Origin of the sequence: Thauera sp. SDU_THAU2 (assembly GCF_038260575.1) — a bacterium.
GTDB lineage: Bacteria > Pseudomonadota > Gammaproteobacteria > Burkholderiales > Rhodocyclaceae > Thauera.
Window position 1 is genome coordinate 211,386 of the sequence record NZ_JBBWUN010000003.1, and the last position, 22,346, is coordinate 233,731.

General features: G+C 65.3%; 14 protein-coding genes and 3 pseudogenes. 10 read left to right on the plus strand and 7 right to left on the minus strand.

Annotated features, from left to right (window positions below; all coding sequences use genetic code 11):
* Positions 1 to 140: 140 nt before the first annotated feature.
* The 3 genes from AAFL97_RS02040 to AAFL97_RS02050 all read left to right on the plus strand — a co-directional run bounded on the left by AAFL97_RS02040 (position 141) and on the right by AAFL97_RS02050 (position 3,563).
* Positions 141 to 407: a DUF485 domain-containing protein gene (locus tag AAFL97_RS02040; protein ID WP_445954460.1), complete on the plus strand. Its 267-nt coding sequence runs from the start codon at positions 141 to 143 to the stop codon at positions 405 to 407.
* Complete coding sequence (locus tag AAFL97_RS02045) at positions 407 to 2,083, plus strand: cation acetate symporter (protein ID WP_341647077.1); 1,677 nt, start codon at positions 407 to 409, stop codon at positions 2,081 to 2,083. Before AAFL97_RS02040 ends, AAFL97_RS02045 begins: the two co-directional genes overlap by 1 nt.
* A gap of 187 nt (positions 2,084 to 2,270) precedes the next feature.
* The gene (locus AAFL97_RS02050) at positions 2,271 to 3,563 is read left to right on the plus strand and encodes a hemolysin family protein (RefSeq protein ID WP_445954523.1); all 1,293 of its coding nucleotides are present in this window, start codon (positions 2,271 to 2,273) and stop codon (positions 3,561 to 3,563) included.
* Between the two features lie 71 nt (positions 3,564 to 3,634).
* On the opposite strand, the gene AAFL97_RS02055 is transcribed toward AAFL97_RS02050, so the two are convergent.
* The 3 genes and pseudogenes from AAFL97_RS02055 to AAFL97_RS02065 form a co-directional block, all read right to left on the minus strand.
* Positions 3,635 to 3,748 (minus strand): PEP-CTERM sorting domain-containing protein, encoded by a 114-nt coding sequence (locus AAFL97_RS02055; RefSeq protein ID WP_341643531.1) that lies wholly within the window; start codon positions 3,746 to 3,748, stop codon positions 3,635 to 3,637.
* On the minus strand, positions 3,745 to 4,275 hold the full coding sequence (locus AAFL97_RS02060) for a choice-of-anchor E domain-containing protein (protein WP_341643532.1): 531 nt from the start codon (positions 4,273 to 4,275) through the stop codon (positions 3,745 to 3,747). Before AAFL97_RS02060 ends, AAFL97_RS02055 begins: the two co-directional genes overlap by 4 nt.
* Positions 4,276 to 4,548: 273 nt before the next feature.
* Positions 4,549 to 5,245 (minus strand): annotated as a pseudogene (locus AAFL97_RS02065) (GntR family transcriptional regulator).
* A 332-nt stretch (positions 5,246 to 5,577) separates the two neighbouring features.
* Between AAFL97_RS02065 and scpA the strand changes: the two are divergent.
* The 5 genes from scpA to gltS all read left to right on the plus strand — a co-directional run bounded on the left by scpA (position 5,578) and on the right by gltS (position 13,970).
* Positions 5,578 to 7,743, plus strand: coding sequence for a methylmalonyl-CoA mutase (gene scpA, locus AAFL97_RS02070; protein ID WP_341643533.1), 2,166 nt, complete (start codon positions 5,578 to 5,580; stop codon positions 7,741 to 7,743).
* An 87-nt stretch (positions 7,744 to 7,830) separates the two neighbouring features.
* On the plus strand, positions 7,831 to 8,841 hold the full coding sequence (gene meaB, locus AAFL97_RS02075; protein ID WP_263460777.1) for a methylmalonyl Co-A mutase-associated GTPase MeaB: 1,011 nt from the start codon (positions 7,831 to 7,833) through the stop codon (positions 8,839 to 8,841).
* Between the two features lie 58 nt (positions 8,842 to 8,899).
* The gene (locus tag AAFL97_RS02080) at positions 8,900 to 10,432 is read left to right on the plus strand and encodes an acyl-CoA carboxylase subunit beta (RefSeq protein WP_263460778.1); all 1,533 of its coding nucleotides are present in this window, start codon (positions 8,900 to 8,902) and stop codon (positions 10,430 to 10,432) included.
* Between the two features lie 136 nt (positions 10,433 to 10,568).
* The gene (gene accC / locus AAFL97_RS02085) at positions 10,569 to 12,557 is read left to right on the plus strand and encodes an acetyl-CoA carboxylase biotin carboxylase subunit (protein WP_341643534.1); all 1,989 of its coding nucleotides are present in this window, start codon (positions 10,569 to 10,571) and stop codon (positions 12,555 to 12,557) included.
* A 213-nt stretch (positions 12,558 to 12,770) separates the two neighbouring features.
* Positions 12,771 to 13,970, plus strand: coding sequence for a sodium/glutamate symporter (gltS, locus tag AAFL97_RS02090; RefSeq protein ID WP_341643535.1), 1,200 nt, complete (start codon positions 12,771 to 12,773; stop codon positions 13,968 to 13,970).
* Between the two features lie 58 nt (positions 13,971 to 14,028).
* On the opposite strand, the gene AAFL97_RS02095 is transcribed toward gltS, so the two are convergent.
* From AAFL97_RS02095 to AAFL97_RS02105, 3 genes are all read right to left on the minus strand, one after another.
* Positions 14,029 to 15,144: an HlyD family secretion protein gene (locus AAFL97_RS02095; RefSeq protein ID WP_341643536.1), complete on the minus strand. Its 1,116-nt coding sequence runs from the start codon at positions 15,142 to 15,144 to the stop codon at positions 14,029 to 14,031.
* Between the two features lie 65 nt (positions 15,145 to 15,209).
* Positions 15,210 to 16,928 (minus strand): MFS transporter, encoded by a 1,719-nt coding sequence (locus AAFL97_RS02100; protein ID WP_341643537.1) that lies wholly within the window; start codon positions 16,926 to 16,928, stop codon positions 15,210 to 15,212.
* Positions 16,929 to 17,031: 103 nt separating this feature from the next.
* The gene (locus AAFL97_RS02105) at positions 17,032 to 18,912 is read right to left on the minus strand and encodes a methyl-accepting chemotaxis protein (protein ID WP_341643538.1); all 1,881 of its coding nucleotides are present in this window, start codon (positions 18,910 to 18,912) and stop codon (positions 17,032 to 17,034) included.
* 466 nt (positions 18,913 to 19,378) lie between these two features.
* Here AAFL97_RS02105 and AAFL97_RS02110 point away from each other — a divergent pair, with 466 nt between their 5' ends.
* Positions 19,379 to 20,785, plus strand: a complete 1,407-nt coding sequence (locus AAFL97_RS02110) for a KamA family radical SAM protein (RefSeq protein WP_341643539.1) — start codon at positions 19,379 to 19,381, stop codon at positions 20,783 to 20,785.
* Positions 20,786 to 20,882: 97 nt separating this feature from the next.
* A pseudogene (gene ypfJ / locus AAFL97_RS02115) lies at positions 20,883 to 21,742 on the plus strand (KPN_02809 family neutral zinc metallopeptidase).
* Positions 21,743 to 21,833: 91 nt separating this feature from the next.
* On the opposite strand, the pseudogene AAFL97_RS02120 reads toward ypfJ, so the two are convergent.
* Positions 21,834 to 22,314 (minus strand): annotated as a pseudogene (locus AAFL97_RS02120) (VOC family protein).
* Positions 22,315 to 22,346 lie beyond the last annotated feature (32 nt).

Sequence of the window (22,346 nt, forward strand, 5' to 3'; positions counted from 1 at the left end):
ACGCCGCGTCAGACGGCCGCCCGGTGAAAGGAGGGGTGGAGGAGGCGGCGTTTCACAACGTTGCTTTTCCTTGAGGAGGGAGAAAGTGTCTAGCTCAGTCTATGCGCACATCAGGCGCAATCCGCGGTTTTACGGAGCTGGTGACCAAGCGGACCCGCTTCGCGGCGGTTCTGGCGGCCATCGTTCTGGTGGTGTTCTACGGTTTCATCCTGTTGGTGGCCTTCGCCCCCGACTTGATCGGCATGCGTTTGTCCGAAGGCAGCAACTGGACTTTCGGCATCGTCGCCGGTCTGGTGCAGTTCATCGTTTTCTGGATCCTGACCCTGGTCTATGTCCGTCGCGCCAACGGCGAATTCGACGACATCAACAAGGAAATCGTCCAGGCTGCATGGAAGGCGGAAAAATGATGAACGACCGATTCGTATCCCGTTGCGGCGCGGCCCTGCTCGCGCTGTCCGTTCCGGCGCTCGCGCTGGCCAAGCCGGCCATCGGCGAAGTGGAGAAGCAGCCGCTGAACCTGCACGCCATCGTGATGTTCTTCGTCTTCGTGCTGCTGACGCTCGCCATCACCTACTGGGCGGCCAGCCGCACCAAGTCGGCATCCGACTTCTACACCGCGGGCGGCGGCATCACCGGCTTCCAGAACGGCCTCGCGATCGCCGGCGACTACATGTCCGCCGCGACGCTGCTGGGCCTGACGGCGATGATGTACATGCAGGGCGTCGATGCCTACATCTACATGCTGTCCTTCTTCGTCGGCTGGCCGATCATCCTGTTCCTGATGGCCGAACGCCTGCGCAACCTGGGTAAGTTCACCTTCGCCGACATCACCGCCTACCGCCTCAACCAGGGCAAGGTGCGGACGATGGCGGCGATCAGCTCGCTGACCGTGGTGTGCTTCTACCTGGTGGCGCAGATGGTCGGTGCCGGCCAGCTCATCAAGCTGCTGTTCGGCCTGGACTACAACATCGCCTTGTTCGTGGTCGGTGCGCTGATGATGGTGTACGTCACCTTCGGCGGCATGGTCGCCACCACCTGGGTGCAGATCATCAAGGCCTGCATGCTGCTGATCGGCGGCACCACGGTGGGCGTGCTGGCCTTCAGCCAGTTCGGCTTCTCGTTCGACGAACTGACCACTCGTGCGATGGAAGTGCACAAGCTGGGTGAGAAGCTGCTCAACCCCGGCAGCCTGCTCGCCGACCCGGTCACCGCGATCTCGCTCGGCTTGGGCCTGATGTTCGGTACCGCCGGCCTGCCGCACATCCTGATGCGCTTCTTCACCGTCACCGACGCCAAGGAAGCGCGCAAGTCGGTGCTGTACGCGTCGGGCATCGTCGCCTATTTCTTCAACGTCATCGCCATCATGGGCCTGTGCGCGATCCTCATCGTCGGCCAGAACCCGCAGTTCTTCGAAGGCGGCGAGATCGGCGGCAAGGTCATCGGCGGCGGCAACATGATCGCCATGCACCTGGCGCAGGCGGTCGGCGGCAACCTGCTGCTGGGCTTCCTGTCGGCCGTGGCCTTCGCCACCATCCTGGCGGTGGTGGCCGGCCTGGCGCTGGCGGGCGCTTCGGCGATCTCGCACGACCTCTACGCCCGCGTCATCATGAAGGGCAAGGCCAGCGAAGCGACCGAGATCAAGGTCTCCAAGTTCGCCACCATCGGCCTGGGCATCGTCGCCGTGCTGCTGGGCATGGCCTTCGAGAAGATGAACGTGGCCTTCATGGTCGCGCTGGCCTTCGGCGTCGCCGCTTCGGCCAACTTCCCGGTGCTGATCCTGTCGATGTACTGGAAGGGGCTGACGACCAAGGGCGCGCTGGCCGGCGGCTATCTGGGCCTGTTCAGCGCGGTGACCTTCGTCGTGCTGTCGAAGTCGGTGTGGGTCGACGTGCTGGGTTTCGCCTCGCCGATCTTCCCCTACACCCAGCCGGCGCTGTTCTCGATGCCGCTCGCCTTCCTCGCCACCATCCTGGTGTCGAAGATGGACAGCAGCGCCGAGGCCAAGGCCGAGATCGAAGCCTTCGAAGACCAGTACGTGCGCGCCCAGACGGGTGTCGGCGCAGCCACGGCTTCGGCACACTGATGCTGCATCCGGCGCGGAGGCCTTGCTGCCCCGCGCCGCTGATCGGGAAAGCCCGCCGCACGACAATGTGCGGCGGGCTTTTGTCGTCATGGAGCCATGCGCCGGGAGCGCCCGGAGAGGGCCGGATGGCGGGGTGATAGACTTCCGGGCGATCCATCCAGAGGTCCATCCCGAAGGAGCCATCGTGCTGTTCGACCAGTTGCTGTTCATCCTGCTGCTCATCGCAGTCAGCGCCTTCCTGTCGATGTCCGAAATTTCGCTGGCAGCATCGCGCAAGGTCAAGCTCCGCCTGATGGCCGAGGGCGGCGACGTCAACGCGCAGCGCGTGCTCGCGCTGCAGGACAGCCCGGGCAATTTCTTCACCGTGGTGCAGATCGGGCTCAATGCGGTCAGTATCCTCGGCGGCATCGTCGGCGAGCAGGCGCTGTCACCGCATGTCGAGGACCTGCTGCGGCCGCTGTATGACGGTCCGATGCTGGGGACGCTGAGTTTCGCCCTGTCCTTCGTCTTCGTGACTTCCCTGTTCGTGCTGTTCGCCGACCTGATGCCCAAGCGGCTGGCGATGGTGAGGCCCGAGCGCATCGCCGTCGCCGTGGTGCGGCCGATGCTCGTGTGCGTGTGGGTGTTCGCGCCGCTGGTGTGGATCTTCAACGGCATTGCCGACGCGCTTTTCCGCTGGCTGAAAGTGCCCAGCGTGCGTGTCGAGGACATCACCGCCGACGACATCGTCGCGATGGCCGACGCCGGCGCGCAGACCGGCGCGCTGCTACGCCAGGAGCAGCACCTGATCAGCAACGTGTTCGAACTCGACTCGCGCATCGTGCCCTCGGCTATGACTTCGCGCGAGAGCATCGTCTTCCTGACCCTGTCCGAATCGGAGGAGAGTATCCGGCGCAAGATCGCCGAGCATCCGCACGGCAAGTTCCCGGTATGCGAAACCGGCATCGACAGCGTGATCGGCTACGTCGACTCCAAGGACATCCTGCCGCGCATCGTGCAGGGCCAGGATCTGTCGCTGCGCACCCAGCCGATCGTGCGCAAGATCCTGATGCTGCCGGATACGCTGACCCTGTTCGAGGCACTGGAGCGCTTCCGCGACGCCAAGGAGGATTTCGCCCTGGTCATTAACGAATATGCGCTGGTGGTCGGGCTGCTGTCGCTGCAGGACGTCATGAACACCGTGATGGGCGATCTGGTCAGCCCCTTCCAGGAAGAACTGATCGTGCGCCGCGACGACCACTCCTGGCTGATCGACGGCGTCACGCCGATCGAGGACGTCATGCAGGCGCTCGATATCGAGGTCTTCGAGGGTTTCGAGAACTACGAGACGGTGGCCGGCTTCCTGATGTACCGCCTGCGCAAGGTGCCGCGCCGAACGGATTCGGTGCTGTATGCGGGCTACAAGTTCGAAGTCGTCGATATCGACAATTACCGCATCGATCAGGTGCTGGTGACGCGGGAGGCGGGGCCTGTGGCGTGATTGCTTCGGGCAGGCCGTAGACGAAAAAACCGCCCTCTCAAGGGCGGTTTTTCCAGATCGTGGATGCTCGATCAGGCCTTCTTGCGGCGCAGGGCGCCGAGGCCGGCCAGGCCGAGGCCCAGCAGGGCCAGGGAGCCGGGCTCCGGAACCGGATTCGGGGTGTTTTCGGAGTAGGTGTAGGTCACTTGGCGCCGCAGCCAGCTTGGGTGTTCTGCGTCACGATGACGTTGCCGCCGCCGCCGCTTTGCGAGTTGGTCACGAAGCTTTCGCACTGGAAGCTCAGGAGGTCGGAGCCGATGAAACTGGCGAACGAGCTCGCAGCAATATTCAGGCTCAGCGATTCACTGATGTCGACCTGGCCCAGATCGACGGTGGAGCCGCTGCCGATGGTGATGAAGCCGTTGGTGTTGAAAAGCTCGATCGAGACGGTATCCGTCAGCGGGCCGGTGAAGAGCAGATCCAGAACGCTGCTGAAGCGGAAGTTCTGATCCTGGGCCGCGGTGTTCTGGATGGTGACGCCGGAAACGCCTTGACCAAAGAATTCGACCGTAACTGCTTCCAGCGTGCCGAGGCTGCTGTCGAACTTGTTCAGCGTCAGGGTCTGGTTGATCTCGGTCACTTGGAGATTCAGGGGGGCGTCAAACGAGATCACTGCGGCGTTGGCGCTGAAGCCCAGGGTGGCGAGAGCGATGGCAAAAGCGGTTTTTTTCATGACTTTTTGGTACCTGTTCAAATGGCTCAGGGCCGTTGAGTGGAATGCTGGCTCATCTAAGCATGGATCGTGCCATATTTATTAAGTGCTTGTTGGTAAATTGTTTATTTTTTTGGCATGAGACTCAGATGCTCTCGTTGTAAAGAAAGCCGACATCGATCTCCGTTCATGCCGAATGTGCCTGTCACAGGTGACGCTGTCTTGCCGCGTGATGCAATCCGGCTGGCGTCAGCATTTCAATCATGCCAATGAAGAGAACTGGCGCGGCACCGCCTAGCCATCCGGCGTTGCGACACGCTCGGGCTGCTTCGTTCGGGCGGCCGCGATGCGTGCCACGGCCTCGCGGCCGCTGCGGATGTGGGCACGCATCAACGACTCGGCCGCGTCGGCGTCGCGGGCCGTCAGTGCGCCGAGGATGGCGCGGTGCTCGGCCAGCGACTGTTCGAGCCGGCCTTCCGAAAACAGCGAGTGGTGGCGCGACAGCTTGATGACCTTGCGCAGGTCCTCGATCACGTGCATCAGCCAGTGGTTGTCGGCGAACTCCTGAATGGCGCGGTGAAAGCTCTGGTTGGCTTCGAAGAAGCCTTCGATGTCATGGGCTGCGGCAGCGCGCTCGAGTTCCGCATGTATCGTCTTGAGCTCTTCCAGTTGCTTGTCGTTCGCGCGGCCCACGATCGCGCGCGCGCATTCCCCTTCGAGCAGTGCCATGACGGAGAACACCTCGTCCAGGTCGCGCTCCGATATCTCGGTCACGTAACAGCCGCGGCGCGGCTTGAGGGTCACCAGTCCTTCGGAGGCGAGCACTTTCAGCGCTTCGCGTAGCGGCGTGCGCGAGATGCCGTAGTGCTCGGCCAGCGCCTGTTCATCCACCCAGGTGCCGGGAGGGAGTTCATGCGAGAAAGATCCGTTCGCGCAGGCGTTCGGCGACTTCCTGATAGAGGGCGAGTGGAGCGATGCGGGATGCTTTCATGGGTGGCATATGGACAGAGAGTGTTTACCGTGTCTTGGCCGGCTTTTGGAGGTAGCCATTATCGCCCTGTTGCATCGCGTTTGCGTTCATAATTATGGATAAAGTATTATTCAAGGGTTTGCAACCAGTCACTCCCTCACGCTGCACGGCATGGGAGGCGTCGGGCGATGAACCGGCGAGCAGGAGAGGGACCGTGCAGTGCGATGGGGCGTCGACGGCCGCTCGTGGCATCGCGCCGCGAGCGGCGCCGTCGCCGCAAGCGCCGACCGAGTTGCGTCACCACCCTGATATTGAACTGCCGCAGTAGCGGCGCCTGAGTCCAAGAGGTTTCCATGTCGAACGCCAATGAGCCGATCTACCCCCAGCCCGATCTGGAGGCCTGGAAGAAGGCCGCCGCCAAGCATGCTCCCGACGGCGACATCGAAAAGCTCAACTGGATCACGCCCGAAGGCCTGAGCGTCAAGCCGCTGTATACGAAGGCCGATACCGAGAACCTGCTGCACGCCGATACGCTGCCCGGCTTCGAGCCTTTCCTGCGCGGTCCGCAGCCGACCATGTATGCCGTGAAGCCGTGGACGATCCGCCAGTATGCCGGCTTCTCCACTGCAGAGGCCTCCAACGCCTTCTACCGCAAGGCGCTCGCCGCCGGCGGCCAGGGCGTGTCGGTGGCCTTCGACCTCGCTACCCACCGCGGCTACGACTCCGACCATCCGCGCGTGACCGGCGACGTCGGCAAGGCCGGCGTGGCGATCGACTCGGTCGAGGACATGAAGATCCTGTTCGACGGCATTCCGCTCGACAAGATCTCGGTGTCGATGACGATGAACGGCGCGGTGCTGCCGATCCTGGCCGGCTACATCGTCGCCGCCGAAGAGCAGGGCGTGCCGCAGGACAAGCTGTCGGGGACCATTCAGAACGACATCCTCAAGGAGTTCATGGTCCGCAACACCTACATCTACCCGCCGACGCCGTCGATGAAGATCATCGCCGACATCTTCAAGTACACGTCGGAGCACATGCCCAAGTTCAACAGCATCTCGATCTCGGGCTACCACATCCAGGAAGCGGGCGCGAACCAGGCGATCGAGCTGGCCTTCACGCTGGCCGACGGCCTGGAATACGTGCGCACCGGCATCAGGTCGGGCATGGACGTCGACACCTTTGCCGGCCGCCTGTCCTTCTTCTGGGCGGTGGGCATGAACTTCTATCTCGAGATCGCCAAGATGCGCGCCGCGCGTCTGCTGTGGTGGCGGATCATGAAGCAGTTCAATCCCAAGAGCACCAAGTCGATGATGCTGCGCACCCACTCGCAGACTTCGGGCTGGTCGCTGACCGAGCAGGATCCGTACAACAACGTCGTTCGCACCACGATCGAGGCGATGGCGGCGGTGTTCGGCGGCACCCAGTCGCTGCACACCAACGCGCTGGACGAGGCGATCGCGCTGCCGACCGAGTTCTCGGCCCGCATCGCGCGCAACACCCAGATCATCATCCAGGAAGAGACCCACATCTGTAACGTGGTCGATCCCTGGGCCGGTTCCTACATGATGGAAAAGCTGACCCAGGACATGGCCGACAAGGCCTGGGCGCTGATCGAGGAGATCGAAGCCATGGGCGGCATGACCCAGGCGGTCGAGTCCGGCTGGGCGAAAATGAAGGTCGAGGAGTGCGCGGCCGACAAGCAGGCGCGCATCGATTCGGGCAAAGACGTCATCGTCGGCGTCAACAAGTACAAGCTGGCCAAGGAAGACCCGATCGAGATTCTCGACATCGACAACCATGCGGTGCGCGAAGCGCAGATCGCTCGCCTCAACAAGATGCGGGCGACGCGCGACAGCGCCGCGGTGCAGGCTGCGCTGGATGCGCTGACCCAGTGCGCCGAGACCGGCGAGGGCAACCTGCTCGACCTGACGGTAAAGGCGATCCGCCTGCGCGCTTCGGTGGGCGAGGTGTCGGATGCAATGGAAAAGGTCTTCGGCCGCTTCCGCGCCAACCCGCAAGCCGTGTCCGGTGTCTATGGAGCCGTCGTGGAAGAACAGGAAGACTGGAAGGCCTTGAAGGCCGACATCGAAGCCTTCATCGCCGAAGAGGGCCGTCGCCCGCGCGTGATGATCGCCAAGCTCGGCCAGGACGGCCACGACCGCGGCGCCAAGGTGGTGGCCTCGGCCTTCGCCGACCTCGGCTTCGACATCGACATCGGCCCGCTCTTCCAGACGCCGGAAGAAGCCGCGCGCCACGCGGTCGAGAACGACGTCCATGCGGTAGGCTGCTCCAGCCTGGCCGCCGGCCACAAGACCCTGGTGCCGCAGATCGTCAACGAACTGAAGAAGCTGGGTGCCGACGACATCATCACCTTCGTCGGCGGCGTGATTCCGGCGCAGGACTACGATGCGCTGTATGCCGCCGGCGCCAAGGGCATCTTCGGCCCGGGCACGCCGATCCCGACCGCCGCCCGCGAGGTGCTGAAGCAGATCCGCGCCGCACGCAAGGGCGCCTGAGCCGGCGCATGCCGATGGTCGCGTGAGGCTGAACTGCCCACGCGGCCTGCGCCGACCGATGCACCAGCAGCCCCGAAGCCGATGAACATGCCTGAACTTCCGTCCCCAACGAACACCGCGAACGCCGGTCTCGATGCCGCCGACCGCAGCCTCGTCGAGGGCGTGACCGCGGGCCAGCTGCGTCCGCTGGCCAAGACCATCACGCTGATCGAGTCGCAGCGCGAAGACCACAAGCTGCGCGCCCAGCGCGTGCTCGAAGCATTGCTGCCGCATACCGGCAAGGCGATGCGGGTGGGCATCTCCGGCGTGCCGGGGGTGGGCAAGTCGACCTTCATCGAGGCGCTCGGGCTGTACCTGATCGAGCAGGGCCTGCGCATCGCGGTACTGGCTGTCGACCCATCGTCCTCGGTCACCGGCGGCTCGATCCTCGGCGACAAGACGCGCATGGAGCTGCTCAGCCAGAACCCCGCCGCCTTCATCCGCCCCAGCCCTTCGGCCTGCAGCCTGGGCGGCGTGGCCGAGAAGACGCGCGAGTCGATGCTGGTGTGCGAGGCGGCGGGTTTCGACGTGATCATCGTCGAGACCGTCGGCGTCGGCCAGAGCGAGACCGCGGTGGCCGGCATGACCGACATCTTCTGCCTGCTGCAACTGCCCAATGCCGGCGACGACCTGCAGGCGATCAAGAAGGGGATCATGGAGATCGCCGACCTGATCGTCATCAACAAGGCCGACATCGACCCGGCCGCGGCGATGCGGGCCCGCTCGCAGATCAAGACCGCGCTGCACATGCTGCGCCCGGCCAGCCCCAACTGGACGGTGCCGGTGCTGACCTTGTCGGCGCTGCACAACCAGGGGGTCACCGAGTTCTGGACGGCGGTGACGGATTACCGCAAGGCGCTGACCGCGTCGGGCGAGTTCGCCGCCAAGCGCCAGCAGCAGGCCATGGCGTGGATGTGGGAGCTGATCGACTCCGGCTTGCGCAGCCGCTTCCGCAACCACCCGCTGGTGAAGCAGGAATTGCCCGAGCTGGCGCGTGCAGTGAAGGAGGGCAGCACCACGCCCTCGCTCGCCGCCCAGCGCCTGCTCGGCCATCTTTGAATCGAAGAAAGCGGGGGCCACAGGCACCCGATCCATACGATCTGACAGGAGATCATCAATGCAAGACATCATTCGCCAACTGGAGGAGAAGCGCGAGAAGGCCCGCCTCGGTGGCGGCCAGAAGCGCATCGACGCGCAGCACGCCAAGGGCAAGCTGACCGCCCGCGAACGCATCCAGCTGCTGCTCGACGACGACAGCTTCGAAGAGTGGGACATGTTCAAGGAGCACCGCTGCAGCGAGTTCGGCATGGATGCCGACCACACGCCGGGCGACGGTGTGGTGATCGGCTACGGCACCGTCAACGGCCGTCTGGTGTTCGTGTTCTCGCAGGACTTCACCGTGTTCGGCGGCTCGCTGTCCGAAACCCATGCCGAGAAGATCTGCAAGGTCATGGACCATGCGATGAAGGTCGGCGCGCCGGTGATCGGCCTCAACGACTCGGGCGGCGCCCGCATCCAGGAAGGCGTCGATTCGCTCGGCGGCTATGCCGACGTGTTCCAGCGCAACGTGCTCGCGTCCGGCGTGGTGCCGCAGATCTCGCTGATCATGGGGCCGTGCGCCGGCGGTGCGGTGTATAGCCCGTCGATGACCGACTTCATCTTCATGGTCAAGGACTCGTCCTACATGTTCGTGACCGGCCCCGAAGTGGTGAAGACGGTGACGCACGAGGAAGTCACCGCCGAGGAACTGGGCGGCGCCGTGACCCACACGACCAAGTCGGGCGTGGCCGACCTCGCTTTCGAGAACGACGTCGAAGCGTTGATGATGACCCGCCGCCTGGTCGGCTTCATCCCCGGCAGCAACCGCGAGAAGCCACCCGCGGTGCCGGCCATCGATCCGGCCGACCGCCTGGACCAGTCGCTCGACACCCTGGTGCCGAGCAACCCGAACCAGCCGTACGACATGAAGGAAGTCATCTTCAAGATGGTCGACGACGGCGACTTCTTCGAGCTGCAGCCCGACTATGCCAAGAACATCATCATCGGCTTCGCCCGCATGGAAGGCTCGCCGGTGGGCATCGTCGCCAACCAGCCGCTGGTGCTGGCCGGCTGCCTCGACATCAAGAGCTCGATCAAGGCCGCGCGCTTCGTGCGCTTCTGCGACGCCTTCAACATCCCGGTGGTGACGCTGGTCGACGTGCCCGGCTTCATGCCCGGCACCGCGCAGGAATACGGCGGCATCATCAAGCACGGTGCCAAGCTGCTCTACGCCTACGCCGAATGCACGGTGCCCAAGGTCACCATCATCACCCGCAAGGCCTACGGCGGCGCCTACGACGTGATGTCGTCCAAGCACCTGCGCGGCGACGTGAACTTCGCCTGGCCGAGCGCCGAGATCGCGGTGATGGGGCCGAAGGGCGCGGTGGAGATCATCTTCCGCGAAGAAAAGAACGACCCCGCCAAGATCGCCGAGCGCGAAGCCGAGTACAAGCAGCGCTTCGCCAACCCCTTCGTGGCCGGCGCGCGCGGCTTCATCGACGACGTCATCATGCCGCACGAAACCCGCAAGCGCGTGTGCCGTTCGCTGGCGATGCTGAAGGACAAGGAACTGGAAAACCCGTGGCGCAAGCACGGCAACATCCCGCTCTGATCCGCGCACGAGGACATATTCATGTTTAAGAAGATTCTGATCGCAAACCGCGGTGACCAGCCGCGAAGCGGCGCAGCGACGAAGTCACATTGCCTTGCGGGCGAAGCACGCAGCGATTTCACCGCGGAGACCACGCATGTTTAAAAAGATACTGATTGCCAACCGCGGTGAAATCGCCTGCCGCGTCATCAAGACCGCCCGCAGGATGGGCATCGCCACCGTCGCGGTGTATTCCGAGGCGGACAAGGATGCGCTGTTCGTCGAAATGGCCGACGAGGGCGTGTGCATCGGCCCGGCACCGTCCAAGGAATCCTACCTGGTGATGGACAAGATCATCGCCGCCTGCAAGCAGACCGGCGCCGAGGCGGTGCATCCGGGCTACGGCTTCCTGTCCGAGAACGCCGAGTTTTCCCGCCGTCTGGAAGAGGAAGGCATCAAGTTCATCGGCCCCAAGCATTACTCGGTGGCCAAGATGGGCGACAAGATCGAATCCAAGAAGCTGGCGATCGAAGCCGGCGTCAACACCATCCCCGGCCACAACGAAGCCATCTCCGGCCCGGACGAGGCGGTCGAGATCGCGAAGAAGATCGGCTATCCGGTGATGATCAAGGCTTCGGCCGGCGGCGGCGGCAAGGGCCTGCGCGTGGCCTTCGACGACAAGGAGGCGCACGAAGGCTTCTCCGCCTGCGTCAATGAGGCACGCAACGCCTTCGGTGACGATCGTGTGTTCATCGAGAAGTACGTGCTGGAGCCGCGCCACATCGAGATCCAGGTGCTGGGCGATTCGCATGGCAACTACGTCTACCTGAACGAGCGCGATTGCTCGATTCAGCGCCGCCATCAGAAGGTGATCGAAGAGGCGCCCAGCCCCTTCGTCGACCCCGCGATGCGCAAGGCGATGGGCGAACAGGCCGTGGCGCTGGCGCGCGCGGTGAATTACGAGTCGGCCGGTACGGTCGAGTTCGTGGTGAGCGGCGCGACCAAGGAGTTCTACTTTCTGGAGATGAACACCCGCCTGCAGGTCGAGCACCCGGTCACCGAACTGATCACCGGTCTCGACCTGGTCGAGCAGATGATCCGCGTGGCCCATGGCGAGAAGCTCCCGCTCGGGCAGGTCGACGTCAAGCTCGACGGCTGGTCGATGGAATGCCGCATCAATGCCGAAGACCCGTTCCGCGGCTTCCTGCCCTCCACCGGCCGCCTGGTCAAGTTCCAGCCGCCGGCCGAAGGCAATGGCGTGCGCGTCGACACCGGCGTGTATGGAGGCGGCGAGATCTCGATGTACTACGACTCGATGATCGCCAAGCTCATCGTGCACGGCAAGGACCGGAACGAAGCCATCCAACTGATGCGCGACGCGCTGAACCACTTCGTGATTCGCGGCATCAGTTCGAACATCCCCTTCCAGGCCGCGCTGCTGCAGCATCCGCGCTTCTGCTCGGGCAACTTCAACACCGGCTTCATCGCCGAAGAGTACCCCCAGGGCTTCGACGCCTCGATGGTGCCGCACGACGATCCGGCGCTGCTGGCGGCGGTCGCCACCTTCGCCCGCATGCGCTACATCGAGCGCGCGGTGCAGATCGACAACCAGCTCGCCGGCCATGGCCGCAAGGTGCCGAAGAACTGGGTCGTGGTGATGGGCGGCAAGCACTATCCGGTGACGGCCCAGCACATCGATGGCGGCCTGTCGATCACCTACGAAGGCAGGACCTACGACATCCTGTCCGACTGGACCTTCGGCAACCTGCTGTTCACCGGCACCGTCAACGGCAAGCCGCTTGCGCTGCAGATCGAGCGCCGCGGCCTGCGCTACCGCATCTCGCACTTCGGCCTGCAGGTCGAGCCGATGGTGATGACGGTGCGTGCCGCGCACCTGCTGTCGCTGATGCCGGTGAAGCTGCCGCCCGACATGTCGAAGTTCCTGCTGTCGCCGATGCCGGGCCTGTTGCGCGAAGTCGCCGTGACCGAAGGCCAGGAAGTGAAGGCGGGCGAGAAGCTCGCCGTCATCGAGGCGATGAAGATGGAGAACCTGCTCAGGGCCGAGCAGGACGGCAAGGTCAAGAAGGTCGTCGCCAGGCCGGGCGCCAGCCTGTCGGTGGACGAAGTCATCGTCGAGTTCGAATGAGTCGAAGCGATGGATGTTTTTGATCGATAGGGAGGGAGATCCGGACGTCAGTCCGGGTGCCTGTCGGATCAGCGGGTCTGCGCAAGCGGGCCCGTTTTTTTTGCATTGAAGCGGGTGATGCGAGCATCATCGACCCCTGGCAACACAGTTTGGCTGCGCTCGCAGCGCCGGCGCACAGGCTTTCCGAAGCGATAACAGCAAAGGCTCGGACATATGACCATCATCAAACTCGACATCGCCCTGACCGTCGCCCTTGCCGCAGTGCTGCTGGCACTGGGCGAGTTCGTCAAGAACCGGGTGAGCATCTTCTCCCGCTACTTCATTCCTTCGCCCATCATCGGCGGGCTGATCTTTTCCATCATCGCGCTGATCGGCCATCAGGGCGGGCTGTTCAGCTTCGAGTTCTACGACAACATGCGCAGCTTCCTGCTGCTGGTGTTCTTCACCACCATCGGCTTTTCCGCCAGTTTCGAGCTGCTGAAGAAGGGTGGCCTGGCGGTGGCGATGTTCCTGGGCTGCGCGCTGGTGCTGGTGGTGCTGCAGAACCTTCTCGGTGTCGGTCTTGCCAGCATGCTCGGCGTTTCACCCTTGATCGGACTGGCCGCAGGCTCGATATCCCTGACCGGTGGTCACGGTACCTCGGCCGCGTTCGGGCCGCTGCTGGAGAGTGCCGGCGCCGTTGGTGCGCTGCCGGCCGCCATCGCTGCCGCCACCTACGGCCTGGTGTCGGGCTGTCTGATCGGCGGCCCGGTCGGCACCTTGCTGATGAAGCGCCACGGACTCGTCGGCCCGACTGCCGCCACGGCGGGCAGCGAGATCAAACCGATCGAGACCGCGCCGCCCGCGGGGGAGACGAACGACGAAACCATCCTGCGTGCCATGATCCTGCTGATGATCGCCATCGGTACCGGCTCCATCCTGGTGAACTGGCTCAAGTCGCTGGACATCACCCTGCCGGCCTATCTCGGCCCCATGCTGATGGCGGCCATCATCCGCAACATCATCGACTGGCGCGACTGGACGCTGCCCGCCCGGCAGTTCGAGGTGGTGGGCAACGTATCGCTGGCCTTCTTCCTGACCATGGCGCTGATGTCCATGCGGCTGTGGGAACTGGCCGCCGTGGCCGGGCCGCTGCTGATCATCCTGGTCGTGCAGACGGTGCTGATGTTTGCCTTCGCGTACTTCGTGACCTTCCGGGTCATGGGGCGCGACTACGACGCCGCCGTACTCGCTGCCGGCCATTGCGGCTTCGGCATGGGGGCCACGCCCAATGCGATGGCGAACATGCAGGCCTTCACGCTGGTCAATGGCCCTTCGTTCAAGGCCTTCTTCGTGATCCCGCTGGTCGGCTCCTTGTTCATCGATTTCTTCAACGCGGTGATCATCACGGGCTTCATCGGTTTTCTCAAATAGCCGGCAGGCGCCAGCAGCGACGGACGCCGCGTCTTCGCGGCGGCGAGGCGCCCGTACGCTACTGCGCGGTCTCGCGGGTATCGACTTCGGCGATGACCGACATGCCGGGCCGCAGGCGTTCGGCCAGCGGCTGGTCGGGATCGATGGCGATCTTGACCGGCAGGCGTTGCACGACCTTGGTGAAGTTGCCGGTGGCATTGTCGGCTTTCAGCACGCTGAATTCCGAACCGGTGGCGGGCGCGATGTCCAGCACCCGGCCGCTCAGCCGTGCGCTTTCCAGCGCGTCGACGGTGAAGCTGGCGCGCTGGCCCGGCTGCACGCGGGCCATCTGCGTCTCCTTGAAGTTGGCGATCACCCACAGCGTGCGCGGCACGACGAACAGCAGTTGCGAGCCTGCGCTCACGTACTGGCCCTTGCGCACCGTGACCTCGCTGACCTGGCCGTCGCCGGGCGCGTGCACGGTGGTGTTGTCGAGGTCGATGCGGGCGCGCAGCAGCTGGGCGTCGGCCATTTCGACCTGGGCCTGGAGCGCGTCGCGATTCACCGTGGTGGCCTTGATCCGTTCGTTGGCGATGGCGATGTCGGCCCGTGCCTGTTCGACGCGGGTGTCGGCCTGCCGGGCGGCGGCGCGGGCATGGTCGAGCTGGGCGACCGACACCGCGCCATCCTTCGCCAGGGCCTCGTTGCGCTTCAGATCGGCGCGGGCGCGTTCGGCCTCGGCTTCGGCGGCGGCCAGTGCGGCACGGCTGGCCTGCAAGGCGGCATGGTTCTGGGCCTGGGTCTGCTCGGAGTTCGCCAACTGCGCCTTTGCGTTGGCGAGCTGGGCCTGGGCCAGCGCCAGCGCCGCTTCGTAGTTGCGGGTGTCGATCTTCACCAGTGCCTGGCCGGCTTCGACCTGCGCGTAGTCCTGCACCAGGACTTCGCTCACGTAGCCGCTGACCTGCGGCGCCAGTACCGTCACCTGGCCGCGCACGTAGGCGTTGTCGGTGGAAATGCGGCCGGTCTGGAAGGGCGGCAGGCTCCAGGCGCGCAGCACCAGCAGGATGCCGACCGCGGCGATGAGGACGGCGATCAGCGCACTGGCCAGGGTCGGCCGCAGCTTCTTGGGCGTGGGCGATGGGGACGAGGCGGGCGCGGAGGCCGGGGACGGGGGCTGTCGGGTGTCGTCGCTCATGATGTCTTGGAGTTATGTGGTGAGAGCGGATGAGGGGCGGGAAGCGCAAGGGGCGCGCAGGCGCACTATCGCACAGAGGCAGGTGGAGCAGCCTGTACCGGCGTGGCGTCGGTGCCGATCTCGGCATCGTCGGAGGGGCGCCAGCGCCTGCGCAGGGCCGTGATGCCGGCAGCCCACCTGGCCCGGCGGGCCTGGAACAGCGCCCAGGCCAGATAGCCGAAGCCGATCAGCGCAACGACGTGGAAGACGTCGTTGAAGGCGCGGACGTTGGCTTCCTGCCGCACGATCCGCGCCAGCTGGGCTGCGCCCTGTGCGGCGCGCAGCGAGGGATCGGTGATCTGGCCGGCGAGCGCCTGCTGCTGTTGCTGCAGGCGGGTGGCGACCTGCGGGTCGGCGGGGTTGAGGTGCCGGGTGATGGCGACCGAATACGCCTGTTCGCGGTGGATCTGGTAGGTGCCGAGCGCGGCGGAGCCGGCCAGGCCGCCCAGTGTCTGCGTCATCGAGATCGTGATGATGACGGTGATCATGTAGTTCTGGCCTTGCTTGAGCCCCTGCACCAGGCCAAGCAGCATCAGCGGCCCCATGAAGATGCCGGCGCCGGCGGCAGCGAGGAATTGGCTGAGGTAGAAATCCCCCGGACGGTCCAGGCTGCTGCGGTCGAAATCCAGCACCGCCGCGGTGCCGAGCAGCAGCAGGGCGGCGATCAACTGGCGGCGCACGGTTTCCTGGCTGATGGTGAGGGCCGATGCGGCAATCCCGGCAAGGGTGCCGGCCAGGATCACGCCGAACAGCGGCTGCATCTGGTCGGCCGTCATGCCCAGCGTGCGCAGCATGCCGACCACGCCATAGCTCTGCTCGGTGGTCAGGAAGCGCAGCACGATGGCGCCGATGACGAAGCGCAGGCTCGCACTCTGGGTGAACCAGCGCGTCTGCAGCATGGGGTTGCGGCGATGGTGCTCCAGGTACAGCCCGGCGCTCAGCAGGATGATCGCCCCGACCAGCATCCAGGCCAGTTCCGGCGCATCGAACCACCAGCGCGTGGTGCCCTGCACCAGTACCGCCACCAGCAGCGCCACACCGGGAATCAGCAGTGCGGCGGTGAGGAAATCCAGCCGCTCGAAGCTCTGGATGTGGACGCCGGTGGGCAGCTTCAGCAACACCACGGCGGCGAAGGCGATCAGTGCCAGGCCGGCTTCGAGGTGGTACAGGTTGTGCCATTGGCCGAGGTCGAGCAGGCCGGGCGAGATGATCCAGGCCAGCGGCGTGGCCAACTGGGTGACGCCGATGCCGAGCACCAGCATTTTCGGCACGTGGATGCGCGGCGCGGCCTGCAGCATGTACAGCGTGCACAAGGTGGTGCAGGCCGCCGCCGCCAGTCCGCTCGCGGCGCGCAGCAGCCACAGGCTCTGCGGGCTGCCCAGCAGCAGGTGCAGCACCGACAGCAGCGCGTAGGCGCCGAGGCCGATCTCGGTGAACAAGCGCATGCCGTACTGCTGGCGGAACTTGTAGATCAGCAGGTTGGCGGTGACGTTGAAGCCGATGTAGGCGCCCTGCAGCCACATCGCCTCGCTGGGCGTCAGTCCGGCCTGGCCCTGGATCGTGGGCAGGTTGGCGGTGAACAGCGCGTTGCCCAGCCCGCCGGCGAGGCCGACCAGCACGGCCACCAGCGCATAGCAGGCCCGCTCCCAGGGCGGGTGGTCGATCATCGCCGGCGAGCCGGGCAGCGTGGGCTTCTCGTGCTCTTCCCAGTCGGGTGGGCGGCGCAGATAGACGGGAGCGCTCATGGTCGGTGCGGACGACTGTCTGGACCCGCCATGATGCCTGATGTCGCCCGGAAAGGAACGGCCCCGTCGACCGTCCCGCCGGGCGAGTGTGGGCCCGGCGGGGCTAGATGCGGAAGCGGCTGACCAGCGCCTGCAGGTTGGTGGCGATGCCCTGCAGATCGTGTGCGGTCGTGGCCGTGTTCTGGATCGTGGCGGTGGTTTCCTCGACCATCTTGGCGATCTGCTCGACGCGTTGGGCGATCGCGGTGCTGGCCGCGCTCTGCTCGGTGGTGGCGTCGGCGACGTCGCCGATGCGTTCGAGGGTGCGCCGCGCGCCCTGTTCGATGGCGTTCAGCGATGCCGTCGCCGAGGCGGCCAGTTCGACGCCCTGCTGCACTTCCGGCAAGGCGGCGTTCATGGCGTCGACGGCGCCCACGGTGTCGCTCTGGATGCCGACGATCATCTGCTCGATTTCGGTGGTCGCGGTCGAGGTGCGTTCGGCCAGCTTGCGCACTTCGTCGGCCACCACGGCGAAGCCGCGGCCCTGCTCTCCGGCGCGGGCGGCCTCGATCGCGGCATTGAGCGCCAGCAGATTGGTCTGCCCGGCAATTTCCTTGATGACGTTGGCGATGTCGGAGATCTGGCGGGCGCGTTCATCGAGCGCGCGGATGCGGGCCGAGGCGTCGGTGACCGTGCTGGCGATCTGCTGGATCGACTGGCTCGCCTGGCCGACGCGTTCCGCTCCCTGGCCGGAAAGCTCGACCGCGGTCACGGAGTCCTGCGCGGTTTCGCGGGCGCTGTCGGAAATGTTGCTGGAGCTGACCGTCAGTTCCTCGATCGCGGCGGCCATCGAGGCGGTGGCGTCGGACTGCTGCTCGGCCGCGCCGGCGACGTCGTCGGAGGCGTTGGCGATCCGCTGCGCGTCCGCGGCCAGCTGGGTCGCGTCGCGGTGGATCTCGCCGATCATGCCGCGCAGCGAGACGACCATGTTGCCGAGCGTGTGCAGCAGGCTGCCGGGGCGGGCCTGGGCGATGTGGGTGGTGAGGTCGCCGTTCGCCACCTTCTCCATGATCGCCGCGGCCTCGTCCGGCTCGCAGCCGAGCGGGCGCAGCAGGCGGGTCACGAGCAGGATCAGCAGCACCAGGCTGACGACGACGCCGATGGCGGTGCCGATGATCGCCATCCTGGTCAGCCGGTCGGCTTCGGCCATGACGATGCTCTTGTCCAGCACCACGCCGATGTACCAGTCCATGCCCTGCAGCCTGGTCAGCGGGGTGAAGGAGACGAACAGGGTCTTGCCGCCACCGGACACTTCGCGCAGCGTGCCGTCCAGCGCAGGCGAGGCGCCGTCGAACAGTTCGGCGTAGGGCTTGCCGTTCATCTCGGCCCTGGGGTGGGAAATGATCTTGCCCGAGCGATTGAGCAGGAAGGCATGGCCGGCGCCGTTGAAATCGAGCGTGTTGATCGCGTCGGCGACCTGCTGCAGGCGGATGTCGCCGCCGAACACGCCGAGGAAGCGGCCGGCGTCGCTGATTCTGGCCACGGCCGAGATCAGCAGTTCGTTGGTGGTGCTGTCGACGTAAGGCTCGGTCAGCACCGCCTGGCTGTTGTTCTTGCCGGTGGCGTACCAGGGGCGCTGGCGTCCGTCCCAACTGGCCGAGGGTTTCCAGCTGTCGAGGTTGCCGATGGGCTTGCCGTCGGCTTCCAGCGTGCCGAACACCAGGATGAACTCGTCCTTCAGCAGCGGAGCGCTGAAGACTCGCCGGTTTTCCTCGGGACTGTAGCTGCTGTCGATGGTCTGCGCCGCCAGGTCGATCAGGCGGAGCTTGGCGTTGAGCCAGTTCTCGATCTGGCGGGCGAGGGTGGCGCTGGTTTCGGCGATGCTGGATTCCGTCTGGCCGTGCAGGGTGTCGCGCACCTGGCCGACCTGGGTCAGCGACAGCAGGCTGGTGGTGAGGAACAGGACGGTGGCGGCTGCAATGCCGACCTTGTGGGCTATTTTCATGGCGTTTCCGTTGGGAGGCAGGGGACGGAGTTGGTGTGGCGGCGGGACGGATGCAGGGTCCCGGCCGACAGCTTATCGGCCCGATTCGTGCGGGCTTTAGGTCGGCCTGCGAAAGCCGCGCGAAGCCGGCGTTTTTCGGCGGCCGGGCGTGAAGTGGGTCACGCGGGCGGGCGTTACGGCGATGAGCCGGGCTGGTTAATGTGGCATGCGGAACCAAACGCCGGCTCATCAGTCGCATTTACACAAATATACTTTGTGAAATAACATGCGCCCGTTTCCATCAAGCCCGCGATGCGGGCGCATGCTGGTCCGGACTCTGGTGCCTCTCTCATTTGCGCCGCCGGACTGCCTCCCTACTCCCTGACGACTGCCAGGCCTGAGCCCGAACGGCCCCGGTAGTGGAGCCGTGGGCGCCGTATCCGCAGTGGCCCGCGTATCGTCAGACCAGACTGAAAGGAGACGATAGATGAATGCGCAAGTGCAGACCCTGAAGCCGCGTTGGAGCATCGAGGAGGCGGCGCAGGCAGCTTTCGAGCCGGTGCCGTTCAAGGTATATACCCAGCGCGATCTCGATCGCATCGTGCAGCTTGGCAGGCTCTCCGCCGAACGGCGCTTCGAAATGAAGGTGGTGTCCTCGGTGCTGCCTTTCCGCGTCAACCAGTACGTCATCGACGAACTGATCGACTGGAACGACATCCCGGCCGATCCGATCTTCCAGCTCACCTTCCCGCAGCGCGGCATGCTCGCGCCGGAGCATTTCGACCGCATCGCCGCGCTGCTGCGCAAGGGCGCCGACAAGGCCGAGCTGGATCAGGCCATCGCCGAAGTCCGCCACGAGCTCAATCCCCATCCGGCCGACCAGATGGAAATGAACATGCCGCGCGACGAGCATGGCAACCGGCTCGACGGCATCCAGCACAAGTACCGCGAGACCGTGCTGTTCTTCCCCAGCCAGGGCCAGACCTGCCACAGCTACTGCACCTTCTGCTTCCGCTGGGCGCAGTTCGTCGGCGACAAGGAACTGCGCATCGCCGCGTCCGAGGCCAGGACCCTGCACGACTATCTGCGCCGCAACAGCGAAGTCACCGACCTGTTGTTTACCGGCGGCGATCCGATGGTGATGAAGACGCGTCATCTGCGCGACTATCTCGAACCGCTGCTCAAGCCCGAGTTCGACCACATCCAGACCATCCGCATCGGCACCAAGGCGCTGACCTTCTGGCCGCACCGCTTCCTGGGCGCGGAGGATGCCGACGACCTGATCCGGCTGCTGACGCAACTGGCCGAGGCAGGCAAGCACGTCGCGCTGATGGCGCATTACAACCATTGGAAGGAGCTCGACACCGAGGCCGCGCAGGCGGCGATCCAGCGCATCCGCAGCACCGGCGCGGTGATCCGTGCGCAAGGCCCGCTGCTGGCACACATCAACGACGATCCGGCGGTGTGGGCGAAGATGTGGAAGCTGCAGGTCAGGCTCGGCATCGTGCCCTACTACATGTTCGCCGAGCGTGACACCGGCGCGCGCGCCTACTTCGAAGTGCCGCTGGCGCGTGCATGGGAAATCTACCGCGAGGCCATGCAGCAGGTGTCCGGCCTCGGCCGCACCGCACGCGGCCCGAGCATGAGCGCCAGCCCCGGCAAGGTCGAGATTCAGGGCGTGGCCGAGATCGCCGGCGAGAAAGTCTTCGTGCTGCGCTTCATCCAGGGGCGCAACCCGGACTGGGTGCAGCGCCCCTTCTTCGCCTGCTATGACGAGGAGGCGACCTGGCTGCACCACCTGAAGCCCGCCTTCGGTGAGGAAAAGTGGTTCTGGGAAGACGAGTACGAGGCGATCCGCAGCGACAAGCTCGCTGCGGCCGGGCTCGCCGAATAGAGCAGTAGTGCTCGGTCCCGAGTGTTCGGGGCTTTTCCCTCTCCCGCATTGCGCGGCGGCGGAGTAGCATCCGCCCACGTGCATGCGGGAGCGAGCGATGGATTTTCGTAACGGCAGGGAAAGCCGCAACGTCGAGGACAGGCGCGGGCAGCGCGCCGGCTTGGGCGGACGCAGCAAGATCGGCATCGGCACCATCCTGCTGGCGCTGGTGGCGATGTATTTCGGCGTCGACCCGAGCGTGGTGCTCGACAACGCTGCGGTGGTGCAGTCGCCTTCGGGGATTCAGCCCGATGCCAGGCGGCCGGCAGCCGAGAACGAGCTTGCCAGCTTCTCTGCCAAGGTGCTGGCCGAAACCGAGCAGACCTGGGGGGCGATCTTCCGCGCTTCCGGGCAGCGGTACCAGGAGCCGACGCTGGTCCTGTTTACGGGGGCGACGCGCAGCGCCTGTGGCGTGGGGCAAGCCCAGATGGGACCGTTCTATTGCCCGGCCGACAGCAAGCTCTATCTGGATGTGTCTTTCTTCGACGAACTGAGCCGGCGCTTCGGTGCGCCTGGCGATTTCGCCCAAGCCTACGTGATCGCGCACGAAGTCGGCCATCATGTGCAGAACCTGCTGGGCGTCTCGGGCAAGGTGCAGCAGGCCCGCCAGCGCCTGCCGGAGCGCGAGGGCAACCAGTTGTCGGTGCGGCTCGAACTGCAGGCCGACTGCCTGGCCGGCGTGTGGGCCCACCATGCCGTGCGTCAGCAGCAGATCATCTTGAGGGAGGGGACGTCGAAGAGGCGCTGCGCGCTGCCACGGTCATTGGCGACGACCACATCCAGAAGCAGACCCAGGGCTACGCCGTGCCCGACAGCTTCACCCACGGCAGCGCTGCGCAGCGAGTGCGCTGGTTCCGCACCGGGCTGGAGCGGGGCGATCTGCGCGAGTGCGACACCTTCTCGGCGGCTGCGCTGTAAACCGGGCTTCGGGCAGGGCAAGAAGAAGGGCTCCCCCGGTGGTGGCGGGAGCCCTTCTTCCGATCATCCGCGGCGCGTTCTGCCGCGGCGTTCAGCCTGCCATCCTGGCGAAGGCTTCCACCACTTCCGCCGGCGCCTGCACCAGTTCGACCAGCACGCCTTCGCCGCCGATCGGGAACTCGTTATTGCCCTTGGGGTGCAGGAAGGTGATGTCGTAGCCGGCGGCGCCGCGGCGGATGCCGCCGGGGGCGAAGCGCACGCCGTTGGCGCCGAGCCATTCCACTGCCTTGGGCAGGTCATCCACCCACAGGCCGACGTGGTTCAGCGGCGTGGCATGCACGGCCGGCTTCTTTTCCGGATCGAGCGGCTGCATCAGGTCGACTTCGACCTTGAACGGGCCGCTGCCCATCGCGCAGATGTCCTCGTCGACGTTCTCGCGCTCCGAGACGAAATTGCCGATCAGCTTCCAGGCCGAGCATGTCGACCCACAGGGTCTTGAGCTTTTCCTTGCTGGGGCCGCCGATGGCGATCTGCTGGATACCGAGGATCTTGAACGGGCGCGGGGAGGACATGCAGGACTCCGAAATTCGTTAATCAATAACTC

Bases quoted from the DNA above. Each gene is read 5' to 3' on its own strand.
- scpA (WP_341643533.1), top strand. From the start codon at position 5,578: ATGTCGAACGCCAATGAGCCGATCTACCCCCAGCCCGATCTGGAGGCC.
- AAFL97_RS02095 (WP_341643536.1), bottom strand. From the start codon at position 15,144: ATGAGCGACGACACCCGACAGCCCCCGTCCCCGGCCTCCGCGCCCGCC.
- AAFL97_RS02080 (WP_263460778.1), top strand. From the start codon at position 8,900: ATGCAAGACATCATTCGCCAACTGGAGGAGAAGCGCGAGAAGGCCCGC.
- accC (WP_341643534.1), top strand. From the start codon at position 10,569: ATGTTTAAAAAGATACTGATTGCCAACCGCGGTGAAATCGCCTGCCGC.
- meaB (WP_263460777.1), top strand. From the start codon at position 7,831: ATGCCTGAACTTCCGTCCCCAACGAACACCGCGAACGCCGGTCTCGAT.
- AAFL97_RS02110 (WP_341643539.1), top strand. From the start codon at position 19,379: ATGAATGCGCAAGTGCAGACCCTGAAGCCGCGTTGGAGCATCGAGGAG.
- AAFL97_RS02060 (WP_341643532.1), bottom strand. From the start codon at position 4,275: ATGAAAAAAACCGCTTTTGCCATCGCTCTCGCCACCCTGGGCTTCAGC.
- AAFL97_RS02105 (WP_341643538.1), bottom strand. From the start codon at position 18,912: ATGAAAATAGCCCACAAGGTCGGCATTGCAGCCGCCACCGTCCTGTTC.
- AAFL97_RS02100 (WP_341643537.1), bottom strand. From the start codon at position 16,928: ATGAGCGCTCCCGTCTATCTGCGCCGCCCACCCGACTGGGAAGAGCAC.
- AAFL97_RS02045 (WP_341647077.1), top strand. From the start codon at position 407: ATGAACGACCGATTCGTATCCCGTTGCGGCGCGGCCCTGCTCGCGCTG.
- gltS (WP_341643535.1), top strand. From the start codon at position 12,771: ATGACCATCATCAAACTCGACATCGCCCTGACCGTCGCCCTTGCCGCA.